This is a genomic window from Lysinibacillus sp. FW301-JW8, from assembly GCF_058788755.1.
On sequence record NZ_JBYTBB010000003.1, the window covers coordinates 93,071 to 105,725 of the forward strand.

General features: G+C 35.3%; 11 protein-coding genes and 1 pseudogene. 4 read left to right on the forward strand and 8 right to left on the reverse strand.

Annotated features, from left to right (window positions below; all coding sequences use genetic code 11):
- Positions 1–191 precede the first annotated feature (191 nt).
- The 3 genes from AC3WOM_RS02215 to AC3WOM_RS02225 form a co-directional block, all read right to left on the reverse strand.
- Positions 192–1,547 (reverse strand): serine hydrolase domain-containing protein, encoded by a 1,356-nt coding sequence (locus tag AC3WOM_RS02215; protein WP_492444697.1) that lies wholly within the window; start codon positions 1,545–1,547, stop codon positions 192–194.
- Positions 1,534–1,989 (reverse strand): MarR family winged helix-turn-helix transcriptional regulator, encoded by a 456-nt coding sequence (locus AC3WOM_RS02220; RefSeq protein WP_427548432.1) that lies wholly within the window; start codon positions 1,987–1,989, stop codon positions 1,534–1,536. The genes AC3WOM_RS02215 and AC3WOM_RS02220 overlap by 14 nt, the downstream gene beginning before the upstream one ends.
- A gap of 306 nt (positions 1,990–2,295) precedes the next feature.
- The gene (locus tag AC3WOM_RS02225) at positions 2,296–3,129 is read right to left on the reverse strand and encodes a CPBP family intramembrane glutamic endopeptidase (protein WP_492444699.1); all 834 of its coding nucleotides are present in this window, start codon (positions 3,127–3,129) and stop codon (positions 2,296–2,298) included.
- Between the two features lie 194 nt (positions 3,130–3,323).
- Between AC3WOM_RS02225 and AC3WOM_RS02230 the strand changes: the two genes are divergently transcribed.
- Positions 3,324–3,512 carry an HAD hydrolase-like protein gene (locus AC3WOM_RS02230; RefSeq protein ID WP_492444700.1) on the forward strand — a complete coding sequence of 63 codons (189 nt, stop codon included), beginning with the start codon at positions 3,324–3,326 and terminating at the stop codon, positions 3,510–3,512.
- A gap of 240 nt (positions 3,513–3,752) precedes the next feature.
- A pseudogene (locus AC3WOM_RS02235) lies at positions 3,753–4,181 on the forward strand (HAD family hydrolase); the annotation flags it as partial.
- Between the two features lie 372 nt (positions 4,182–4,553).
- Here the strand turns inward: AC3WOM_RS02235 and AC3WOM_RS02240 are convergent.
- The 4 genes from AC3WOM_RS02240 to AC3WOM_RS02255 form a co-directional block, all read right to left on the reverse strand.
- Positions 4,554–5,348, reverse strand: a complete 795-nt coding sequence (locus tag AC3WOM_RS02240) for a MerR family transcriptional regulator (RefSeq protein ID WP_492444773.1) — start codon at positions 5,346–5,348, stop codon at positions 4,554–4,556.
- A 418-nt stretch (positions 5,349–5,766) separates the two neighbouring features.
- Positions 5,767–7,920 (reverse strand): SEC-C metal-binding domain-containing protein, encoded by a 2,154-nt coding sequence (locus tag AC3WOM_RS02245; protein ID WP_492444701.1) that lies wholly within the window; start codon positions 7,918–7,920, stop codon positions 5,767–5,769.
- 327 nt (positions 7,921–8,247) lie between these two features.
- Positions 8,248–9,000, reverse strand: coding sequence for an SDR family NAD(P)-dependent oxidoreductase (locus AC3WOM_RS02250; protein ID WP_427548442.1), 753 nt, complete (start codon positions 8,998–9,000; stop codon positions 8,248–8,250).
- An 8-nt stretch (positions 9,001–9,008) separates the two neighbouring features.
- Positions 9,009–9,998 (reverse strand): MBL fold metallo-hydrolase, encoded by a 990-nt coding sequence (locus AC3WOM_RS02255; RefSeq protein WP_427548443.1) that lies wholly within the window; start codon positions 9,996–9,998, stop codon positions 9,009–9,011.
- A 345-nt stretch (positions 9,999–10,343) separates the two neighbouring features.
- Here AC3WOM_RS02255 and proC point away from each other — a divergent pair, with 345 nt between their 5' ends.
- Both proC and namA read left to right on the forward strand, forming a co-directional pair.
- A complete protein-coding gene (gene proC, locus AC3WOM_RS02260; RefSeq protein ID WP_427548444.1) occupies positions 10,344–11,150 on the forward strand; it encodes a pyrroline-5-carboxylate reductase in 807 nt (268 codons plus the stop codon).
- A gap of 46 nt (positions 11,151–11,196) precedes the next feature.
- Complete coding sequence (gene namA, locus AC3WOM_RS02265) at positions 11,197–12,207, forward strand: NADPH dehydrogenase NamA (RefSeq protein ID WP_427548446.1); 1,011 nt, start codon at positions 11,197–11,199, stop codon at positions 12,205–12,207.
- A 163-nt stretch (positions 12,208–12,370) separates the two neighbouring features.
- Here namA and AC3WOM_RS02270 read toward each other — a convergent pair whose 3' ends face one another.
- Positions 12,371–12,649, reverse strand: a complete 279-nt coding sequence (locus tag AC3WOM_RS02270; RefSeq protein ID WP_427548447.1) for a YuzB family protein — start codon at positions 12,647–12,649, stop codon at positions 12,371–12,373.
- Positions 12,650–12,655: the final 6 nt, after the last annotated feature.

Here is a 12,655-nt window from a genome sequence, read left to right on the forward strand (position 1 = left end):
TTTTATAAATTTCTAGACATTAATGTTTATTGTAAAAAGTAAGTCATTTCAATACTTAAAGCCGTTGTACAATCTATGTATATTTTTACTCAAAAAAATGATTTTTTACTTTCTATATGGATGTATACATTATTAAAGGGAATAGAAAAAGAACCCATTGTGTAAAATGAATTCTTTCAGACAGTTTGTAATTACAAAGATATGTTATTTTCATTAAGTTTTGGTGCGTTTATTTTATTAGCGATTGTTGTTTGTCCTTCACTGATAATAGTTAGTTTGTTTTGCTTTATCGTCACTAGAACACCTATACCACGTAAGAAAAATTCATCTTCTTTTATCGCATGTAGCTCAAGTGGCATTGTAGATGGTAGGAAAATATACAAGCGATTATCTTCTTGTAAGGCTACTTCTACTGTATGTTCGGGATGTTCTTGTAGTTGGTATTTACCTTCATAGCCCTGTAAAGTATCGACTAGTAAATGCATAGCTTTATATTGCACAGGTTTTTTCGATAAATGAAATTCATGAGTCGTAAGTGCTTTTTCAATTGCTTCACCGACAGCTAATTCATAGTCCACTTCTTGCTCTTTACTGCGTAAAAATACAAAGATCGTCTTAGATTGCGGATAAATTTTATATGTAGTTGCATACCCTGGCCATCCACCGTTATGCCATACACATTTTCCAAGTTGTTCATCCTCGTTTATAATCCAGCCCATACCGTAAGAAAAAGTTTGTTCTGCTGTAAGAGATGAGGGAGTAAAGGCTTGCTCAAGTAAAGCTTCTTCCCAAAGCCTTGCCTGAATAACTGCACACCCTAATTTCCATAAATCCTCTACTGTAGAATAGATCCCACCATCGCCAGTAATATAATTCAAACAAGTAGTACCTTTCGTTTCTTCAAATTCTGATGGGTCCACATATTGTCCTGCATACACATCAAACACATAGCCATGTGCAATTTCATTCGTATATTGTTTGATAAAAGTAGAAGACGTTACAGTTGTATTCATCATATTTAACGGTTTAAAAATAGCTTCATCCAAGTATTCAGTAAAACTTTTATTGGTCACACGCTCGATTAATAGAGCTAGTAAGACATAACCCGTGTTGCTATATTCCATTCGTTCCCCTGCTTCAAAGAGCCGAGGTGGTGCATATTGAGTTAATAGTTGTAACACGTCTTCATTTGAGGCAGCTGTTGTTTCATCCCAATTCGAAAATAATGCCATATAATCAGGCAAACCTGATGTATGTTGTAATAAGTGACGTACTGTTATATTTGTGTAGGGCAAATTATCGAACCATTTGTTAATATCATCATCGAATGTTATTTTCTTTTCTTGTATTAAAAGTAAGATTCCTAATGCTGTAATAGGTTTTGATACAGAAGCTAAGTTAAAACGTTGATGAAGATGCATAGATGCATGTGTTTGAATTGAAGCTTCGCCATAGGCACCTTGTAATAAAATTTTCTCGTCTTGTGCAAGTAACACCGTACCATTAAACGTATTTTCAAGTTGTACTTTTACTTTATTCCAATCCATTTGATATTTCCTCCTCAGTAATTTGATACAACCGCTGAATTAAGTTACGCAGTTGTTCTAAATCTTCCACAGGCATTTTGCTATAAATCTTTTTAATAATAAGCTCGTTAATTTGTTCATCACGTTGATAATAAGCATGTCCGAATTCATCCAACATTACCACTACTTCCCGACGATTGTTTGGATTAATGTCACGTTTAAGATAGTTTTCTTTTTCAAGTCGAGTCACAATTTGACTGATTGCACTCGGAGTAATTTCCATATAGTGAGCTATTTCGCCCATTGTACACTTTGCATGCTTATGTACAAAATCAAGTACCATCGTTTGTTTCATCGATAAATCATCTTTAAATAGAGCTTCTTGTGCTTTCGCTAATTTTACATTCATTTCATACGTATAATGATGAATGTCACCAATAATTTGCTTAATTTTATTATTCATCTTTACCAACCTTAATATTTTAGTTAACTTAAATATTAATTAAAATAAATTATTTTGTCAATAAAAAGGAATTCTAAAAAGGCTTACCACCATGACAGAAAGCACTGAAAACCTTAAAGTTTTTATGAAACCTTTAGAAAAAGACAACCTTTTGTTCGATTTCAACAAGAAGTTGTCTTTTTCTATCTCCTTTACTAGCAGTTAAATATCCGATTTAATCGTACCTTTAATTACCTAATTTAAGTTATGAACTTTTTCAGTGCCCACATTAAGGATGGTTTTAGTTATAGCTGTACAGCCTCTGACCTAAATTACAGTATGCTTTCCATTAAGAAGGCTTCTCTCATGCCTACCATACAACACCTTCTTTGGATTGATAATGATGATTAAAATTGCGGCTATTCCATAAAAAATAGCGTTATACAGAATTAAATCGCTTAGATTTCCGTTTATGATGCCAATAAAAAAATTAAAGTTATGATGGATGATAATCGGAATAATTAAATTTTGATTTAAATTATAAAATGTTGCCATGAGGATTGTTGTGGATTTAATTGAAATCATAAAGAATAAAATATACTTCATTAAATCAATGCCCATAAATCCTGTAGTAAACCATATGGGTAGATGCCACAGCCCCCACCAGAATCCTATGATGATAGACGCTTTTAATGGTGAATACTTCTTTTGGAGCTCCATGAGCGCGAAGCCCCTCCATCCTAATTCTTCACCTAATGGTCCTGACAGTAGTGTTTTCAAAAAGTAATAGAGCAGCATACCCCATGAGGATAAAGTGAAAATTGAGTCTACTTCACCCTTGCTTACGACGATCAATACTATCATCAAAAAGATAAGAGCTTGAATTGTACTTACAGAAAGCAACACAGAAACTTTAATTTTATGTTTGAATTTATTTTTTACAAATTGTATAAAACTCTGACCAGGATAGATTTTCTTAAAAAGCATAGCAAATGCAAAGGTTGAGGCCCATGATGAAATACAATGTACTATAACAAATAACCATGCAGGCAAACCTAATAACTTAATGGCTCCCACAAGACAAAAAAGTGGCAAGAAGATGAGATTGGTTAGTAGGATAAAACTTGCTATTGGTTTTTTTAATTTCTTTTCTTTACTCATGAATTTTCCCCTTTCAAACTAAGTATTTCGTGCATCAAATTACGAATACCTTCAGCTTAAACCTAGGAGTTACCCACAGGTCAATACATAGAAAAGGTCTAAAAAATAAAATAGTTACTTAAAAAGGATGCTAAAACCTGGATTTTTATGTATTAATAGTATTAAGAACAACTATCGTTAGGAGAGTGTCATAGGTGATTAAAGCTGCATTATTTGATTTAGATGGAACTTTGTTAGATAGAGATGAATCTGTCAAAAAATTTATTGAAAAGCAATATGACCGATTGCATAATCGATTAAATTCTATTTCAAAAGAAGGGTATATATCACGTTTTATCCAATTAGATAACCGAGGATACGTTTGGAAAGATAAAGTATACTAGCAATTAGTTGATGAATTTTCAATTGTCACTATAACCTGGGAAGAGCTTCTTCTAGATTAATCAATTTCGCCTTGGCGTAATTGCGTCCGGATTTTGAATTGTGCCAGCACAATTCAAAATCCGTGACATCCGCCAGAGGCTTTATCTTCATTCAGTAGGTGTCTGAACACCCACTGAAAAGGAACCAAAACCGCATTCATCTCTCCACCTGTAGAGATGGGAGTCTTCTGCTGAATGAAGATAAATGAGTTCAAAAATAACTGTGTTGGCTTTCCTAATCTTATTAGCATGTTAGAGGCATTGAAAGGTGACAATCTTGTTTTAGGGATAGTTACGAATGGTTACGGACAATTTCAGATGGATAATGTGAGAGCTTTAGAGATTGAGAAGTATTTTGATGTGATAATTGTATCTGAATGGGAAGGCATTAAAAAGCCAAACCCTCAAATATTCAATAGAGCCTTAGAAAAGCTTGATGTTTCCCCTCATGAATGCATTTTTATGGGAGATCATCCCGAGCATGATGTCAAAGGTGCTCAAAATGTAGGGATGAAGGGCATTTGGAAAAAGGATATACATTGGGACAGTGTCGAAGCAGATGCCATCGTTCATGATTTGTCTGAATTACCTTCAATTATTAAATGTTTAAATAGCTTTACTAATTCTTAAAAGCTACAAAAAAACCATCTACCATTATCGTCGGTGGATGGTTCATGTTTTGAAAAAGATCTTATGTCAATGAAACTATACATATGATTGCTCTGTGGCAGAAGCATTTAGAATAAGTTGTTGCTTTCTCTACGCTTTTATACAGATACCTTGCCACAGGAAAGTAAGCATTCATATTAACAAGCCTGTAATGGGCATTCTATTAAGTACAAACAGTCTTTTATCTAGCATAAATACTAGTCAATCATGCACATATTCTCATCTATTCAGCAATCCCCGATTCAAAACAAAGATTTCATAATGTATTCGACAAAAAAATCTCTCGCCTAACTCAGTATTGATATTTCTAGTAGTCTGGAACGGAAATCACCTTCACTTAATAGGTACATAAATTTCTAAAAAGACACGTTCTAAGCCATCTTCATAAGTAGTAAGTAATTGATTTATATACACTAGTCCCAAAAGTTCATAGTCATTTTCTTTGGCAGCTTTTTTTATACTAGCCTCGACTTTATGGTCCGTATTTTTTCCACCAGTTGACCATCTTCCATCTTCAATAACTGTATACAGACATTTTGGATAGGATATAATTTCACCTGCTATTTCTGTATCAAAGTCCTCTACTTTTCTTACAATGATAAATTTCTCTTCTTGCATACCTTCTTCATTGAATTGAATGACCCTCCTTAAAGAGGTAAGTGTCACTGCTTGTTTTAAATTATCTATGTTGTCCTTTATAATTTCATATTTATCATATGCAGTATGATGCTCAATTTCTCCCTTTACCTCTATCGGCTTCATTTCTTTGATGGTGTATGTGCCCAGAAATTTTTTAACTTTTTCGCAATCTTCTTGAACAATATGAAGTTTTTTTACTAGCAATTTTTTATACTCGATTTCTTCAATAACCTCCTGCATTTTCTCCTTGAATAGTGATTGTATGTCCTCAATGCTCTTGCCTTTTCTTAATTCTTGAATTTTTTTAATTTCAATATCCATTTCCCGATAGAAATTAACTGTTGTTATATCATATATATCAAAACGATTATACTCTCTATACCCGTTCTCACTATTTTGCTTTGGCTTTACTAACTCCTTTTCCTCATAAAACTTTAAAGTATCTCTTGAAACGCCTAAAAATTTCGCTACCTGTCCAATTGTGTACATCATGCTCTCCTTTACTATACAGAATTTCACCTAATCCGTATTAATCTATCGGATACTTTTAAACACATATGTTGGTTAACCAAAATTATACAATAGTTCTATAATGTAGTTCTTGATGAAATACCAGTATTTCTTCCACACGAACTCACCATTCAATTGGTAGACCAGCACAAAAAAGCAGACCCGTTTGTGCCGACATGGGCATAAAATAGATCTGCTCAAACGTTGATTTTGAGCAGGTGAGATGGTCTATCAATTACGCTTGCTTCCAGATTTTTTCGAGCTCACTCGAAAAGCTCCTCTTCAAAATCCGTGACATCCGGCTGGGGCTTTAGACCAACAGATGTTTTTTGCGCGAAAGCGTAGTGCTAACGTAGCGTCAGTAGGACATGTACGATTAACTAGTTTTTTTATCTACTTAATTATTTTGTAAATAAGTTGCTTGGATTGTCTTCAATTTTTGAATTGCAGAAGAATCTATTGTTTTATATTTTTTTATTGCCCCAGCCAATTCTTCAAAGTTTATAGCAAGAGTCTTTGTTTCCTTGAAGTCATCTGGTTTAAATAAATCCAACGCTAGATATAAGCATTTTTCAGCCAATTCAATGTCTCGTATCGTATCATGTAAAGCTGCCTCACATAATAGTAATGCTGTAGAATAATATTCTTGTTGTGCTAGTGACTTTTTCAAATAATCAATAGCTTGGTCTATATTGTGCCCCCTAGCTAATAAGATTTTTCCAATTGTTTGATACGCTACAGGGTCATTTGTTTTTAGGGATTTTTGCGCATATTCTAAAGCTTTTTCAAATTTGTCTTCATAAAGATAAATATCTGCTAGGTATGCATATCCGAGTTCATTCCCTAGTTGTACATGACGATTAGCATAATATTTTATTTTCTCAATTTGTAAAGTTTGGTCCTCGTCTGTTTCTACCTTCATGATACGACTGTAATATAGTATTAAAAAGTTAACTGCAGTTGTATTATCTGTAGCTTCTAGCTTTTCTAAAATTCGAATTCCTTCTTGGATTTCTTCTTTATTGCCCTTATTAATTAGGCATTCACCCAAAATCAGATTTGCTATAAACAAACCTGCTCGACTTAACGAAGCACAATTTGCACGTAACAAATCGAAATCTTCAAAATTCCTTGCTAATTCCAACAGTGCTATATCTGCATCATTATGTGTTTGTATAATTTGATGAATTACTTTTTCATTCAATAAATCATGAATAGAAATAGTAAGAGTTTTTTGTGGGAACTTAAACAATGTAAATATTTCATTTTCATATTGTTTGAGTAATGCTTCATGATCCTGTTTCTTTTTTATGTTCTGTGCTTTTTTATTTTCTTGTTCACTCTTCACTAAAGTGGTCTCGTCAACAGTAATACTAGTTTTTGAAACATCTATTGTTCCTTCGACAAGGTTATCTAACATTTTTGTAGGAACCTCTTCATTAACTTGCCAAGATAGATATATTAAGAAGTTCTCCTCAAATAAAAATTTTTTTAAATTAGAAAACTCTTCTGTAGAAATACGTTTCCCATGTGCAGCTAAGTTACGTAGTGGATTAAATTTTTTCATTTGATCAATATATTGCGGGTACATTTGTTCTAATATAGGTAACTTTATTTGTGGTAATATTCCTGTTAACTCTGCCCACATAATTTTTTTGTTTTGAAGCTTAAGCATCTTGTTATATACCATTCTTCGTAGTTCGTCTTCTATAACGCCAAAGTAACTCATACACATCCCCGTATATGAAATATATTCGGGGTTAGTATTTAATGTTTTTTCTGAAGCAATAGCAGTTGCAATGGCTTTTAATGAATCATCACTTAAGCCCATGTAATTTAATTTTGCAATTTGTAATTCATTATAGATAGTATCACTTGCAATCATTTCAAAATAAATATTTGAAAAAACTGAATTTGTTTGCAACAGCTCAAAATCTTCAAGTTCATCCTCTGTTCCTACGTATAACCGTACATGATTAAATACAGGAATCTGGTGTGCTGAAAGTTGTAAAAATTGAATACAGAATTGAATAAGTACTTTAAATGCACCGTAATCAACTGTTTTAAATGCATAGTCTAATAAAATAGCACCAGCTGTCTGTTCATATATAATTTCAACTGCTTGGTCACTTAAATGTTCACTTTCAACAATCATTAATTGTTTTGTATCTGACAGCTTTGCTATTTTTTGAATGCTGTCTTTATAATCTTTTTGACCATTATAGAAAATCCAATAAATCTCAGCTAAGTAAGCCTTGATTTTCGAATCATTCGGCACAGTTTCCTTCAATTCTTGGAGTATTTGATGCATTCGGTATAAAACAAGCGAGCGTAACCCACTTGGTAAATTTAATCCAACCATACCTTGATGTTCTTGAAGAATATTTTCAAATAATTGAGAATGAATATTACGATGTAACTCTTTTCTTGCTGCATCTATATTGGGAGGATTAAAATGTGAGTCTTGAATTTCAATAATCTGTTTATTCATGCAACACATTTTAAACTTTTTCCCTGATCCACAAACACAAAGAGTGTTCTTTGACTGCATATTTCCACACCTTTTCCAACTTATTGTATTTATTATACATAACTAACTTTAACATGACTGTAAATTATTTAGCGCCCCTCTCATTCACGCATTAAATGAAAGCTAAAATAGAACTCATTCATTAGTAATCAATTATTCTTTGAATTATTAGATGCATTAGAAAAAATAGAGGGATTAATTAAATCTATTTTGGAGCTCCTGGCACAGGTTAGTTTTATATTTTACAACCATTTCACCTGAACCATATAGAAACTATCTGATACTTTAAATAAAAAACTGTAAACACTCTCTCCTGCTTTTTTGAGAATGGTTACAGTTTAATCCCTGCTATTTTTTATTGAAAAATGATTTACCTAAGTACTCAATGGTTGCAGGAGCCATAGCATATAGCTTGCTGGATAATCCCATAATTTTTGGTAAATTCACCTCTCGAACAGGGCGTTCAATCGTTTTAATCGTAGCCTGAGCTACTTCTTCTGCTGTTAATAAAAATCTTCCTAACGAAGCTCGATAGCCGCTTTCATCACTCGCCTTATCTAAAAATGGTGTATCAATTGGACCCGGATGTATCGCTGTCACTTTAATATGATAAGGCGCTAGTTCCATACGAAGTCCATTGGTAAAACCGACTATAGCATGCTTTGTTGCAGCATAAACGCTAGCTTTTGGTGTCGCTACCTTCCCTGCCTGTGAGCCAATGAAAATAAGATGCCCCTGCTGGCGCTGTATCATTGGCAATGCTAATCTCTTGGCCAAATACATTGGCACACTAACATTCAAGTTCACCATTTGGGAAATAGCCTCATCAGGTAATGCAGGTGCGATTCCAAATTTACCTATCCCCGCGGAGAGTATCGCCACGTCAAGAGGTGGTAGCTGGACGCAAACTTCATCAATAGTCGTTAAATTTGTTAAATCAGCTTGGATCACATTCGCACCTAAGCGTTCTAATACTTTTAATGCAGCTGCATTTCGCCCTGTTGCATATACTGTATGACCCTGTGCTACTAATAATTCTGTAATTTTCAACCCTACTCCGCTTGTGGCACCCGTAACGAAGATCGTCTTTTTATCAGCCATGCAAACACCTACTTTCTTTTAAATACATAAATACCTTCTTCAGTTTTCGTAGATGTAATATAATGATTAGCTTCTAAATAGTCTAAATGTCCTAGTGTTTTGGACAGGGTCAAACCTAGTTTACGCTGAAAAATAGCAGGATATAGGCGCATTGTGACTTGAACAACCGTTAGTTGATCTTCACCTAATAATTCTAATACCTTCATTGATTGCTGATGCTGACGTTCTAGACGTTTATCGATTAATAAAGGGATATTCTCTAATTCTCCACCATGTCCAGTATGCATCATTTTTACTGGCAATTGTCGTAAAATTTCAAGTGATTCATTATATTGAAGTAATGATTTTGCACGTCCTAATGTGCGATCCAATGGCGGTTCAATTAATGGATTCGGTGTAATTTTCTCGAGCAATAAATCCCCACCAATCACATGATGCGTTTTTTCATCCCAGAAGATTAAGTGGCTTTGTGCATGACCTAATGTTTCAATCGCCTTTAATCCTGGATGACCAGGCACCTCATCCCCATCACCTAGAATTTGTGTTAATGGTCGTTCACCAACAAGCTCTAATTCACGACGTACATGTACACTCGGCTGGATGTATTCCTGAGGAACGCCATGCTCAAATAAGCGTTCACTATAAAACCGTTCATGATATTGTAAAAACTCCTCGTCATGACGAAGCCACTTATCGTTATAGGCATGCCCCAAAATTTCTGCATGTGGAAAGGCATCTACCCAACCTGCATGGTCCGGATGGTGGTGAGTGAGAACTACCTGTTCAATATCCCTTAATTCGTAGCCTGCTGCTCGAATCCCCCATTTCAATGCGTCATAGGCTTCCATTGTTTTTGGTCCAACATCAAAGAGTGTTAGTGCATCGCCCTTAACAACAAATGCATTGACATCTCCTACTTCATAGGGTGTTGGTATTTCTATTTTGTATATAGACAAAGTTGTTTCCCCCTTTTGTACTACTAGTGAATAACAATTCATTCTATTTTACAAGTTTTTCTTCTTTTCGTCATCCTCCTGTTGACAGGTTGACGTATTATCAATATAATTTTGAATAATCTAATTATTCATGTGCGTTGATGAAGCCAAGTACGTATTTGGTGAAGGTGTCCAGAGAGTGTTACATTTGCTGCAAGTAACATCACCCACTCCCATTACCGAACCTACTTCTGAGCAGTTATGCAAACATAACCGTTTCCCTTGCGATAAAAGGGCTAAAAGTTGTGCCAATTGGCAAACAAAGGTGGTACCGCGGAAACAACAGCGTTTTCGTCCTTAATTGATAAGGACGGGAGCGCTTTTTATTTTGAACTGGAGGTTTTGTTCATGAAGAAAATACTATTTATCGGTGCAGGCTCAATGGCAGAGGCATTGATTCAGGGCTGGATTAACCAAAAGGTATTTACAGCACAAGAAATTTACGTCACCAATCGCTCAGACAAAGAACGCTTACAATTTTTACATGAAACTTATGGTGTTAATTGTTTAGTTGATGCAGAAATTTTTAAACAAGCAGACTTAATTATTTTAGCTATGAAACCAAAGGATGCCGTTGCAGCGATGGATGAGTTGAAAGCGAAGATCACAGAGCAATCAGCCATCCTCTCTATTTTAGCGGGTATAGCCATTCAAACCATTACAGAGCATTTAGGCACGCGTCCAGTTGCTAGAGTTATGCCTAATACTTCAGCGACAATTGGAATGTCCGCTAGTGGTATTGCCTTTAATAACGAAGTGACTACTGAACAGCGTACGATTTTCTTACAATTGCTTGAGGCGGTTGGTTCAGTCATTGAGGTGGATGAGGATCAATTACATGCTGTAACGGCTCTTTCAGGAAGTGGCCCTGCTTATATCTATTATTTAATGGAGGCATTTGAAAGAGTCGGCACAAAGGTTGGGCTTTCAAAAGATACTGTACGACTATTAATGACACAAACACTGGCTGGGACTGCTGAAATGCTGAAGCAATCTGTTGATGAGCCGGATGTACTACGCAAAAAAGTGACTAGTCCAGGAGGTACGACGGAAGCCGGGATTAAAGCGCTTGAACAATATCAATTTAATGAAGCAATTGAAGCATGTATTAAGGAAGCAGAGGCTCGGTCTCGTTCACTTGCAAATAGTAAGTAACATGTGCAAAATAGAGTTTATCACTAGGAATTAAGGGGGCTTTATTTTGACTAAATTATTTGAACCTTATCAACTACAATCTATCTCTTTAAAAAATCGTGTTGTGATGGCACCAATGTGCATGTACTCTGCGCAGGATGATGGACTTGTCACGCCATTTCATCAAGTTCATTATGCAACACGAGCTGCTGGCCAAGTAGGTTTAATCATTCTTGAAGCGACAGGTATTGTACCAGAAGGTCGTATATCCAATAAAGATCTTGGTATTTGGGATGATGCCCATATTGAAGGCTTACGTCAATTAGTCGATGGAATGAAGGCATATGGAGCAAAAACGGGCATTCAGCTAGCACATGCTGGACGTAAAGCAACTGTAGAGGGAGAAATATTTGCCCCTTCAGCTATTGCTTTTAGTAATGACTACCAAACACCAACTGAAATGACAATAGAAGACATTGAATATGTTGTAGAAGCATTTAAGAAAGCAGCTGTTCGTGCTGCTAAAGCTGGCTTTGATGTCCTTGAAATTCATGGCGCACATGGCTATCTTATTAGCGAATTTTTATCACCAGCAACTAATAAGCGTAATGATTTGTATGGAGGGTCGCAGGAAAATCGCTACCGCATACTACGTCAAGTAATTGATGCCATTCGTAGTGTATGGGAGGGTCCTCTACTTGTACGTGTTTCTGCAGAAGATTATGCAGTAGATGGCACGACAATGGAAGACTTTATCATCTTTAGCCGCTGGATGAAATCACAGGGTGTCGATTTAATTGATGTTTCTACTGGTGGTGTAGTGCAAGCTCATATTAACGTTTTCCCAGGCTACCAGGTACCTCACGCAGAGGCAATTAAGCATGGGGCAGATATTCCAACAGGTGTGGTCGGTCTAATTACAACTGCCATTCAAGCAGAGGAAATTTTACAAAATAATTGTGCTGATTTAATTTTTCTAGGACGTGTGCTATTACGTGATCCGTACTGGCCACTAAATGCTGCAAAGGATTTAGGAGAAGAAGTCAAACCTCCGACCCAGTATATACGTGGTTGGTAAATCCATAAAAAACAGCTAGTTGATCATTAACCAACTAGCTGTTTTTTACTTTTTACAGTACTTTTCTATCACACTGATAAACTATTGTTGATTGAAACCAGCTCATAGAGAAAGAAGTTACTATGAAAGAGAATCATCCTTTTCACATCCCATAGTTCTTTGATTAATACAGAGGATTTTGTTTAATTTCCTCATCAATTGCTTGCACTAATGCGTCTGCATCCTCTGCCGTTTTAATTTCACCATTAACAATAGCAAATATCCCCTGTTCACAAATTTCACAATGAGATGTACAGCCAGATTCTTCTATTTCAATATCAGATCGTTCGGCCAGTACATCATAGGCATCTGCTGCTCCAAGTGATAAGTTTGTCATGCAAAATTCTACTCTATTTTTTAATTGCTGTGGCTCTTTCTTTTTCTTAAAAAGAGAAAATACCATCTTAGT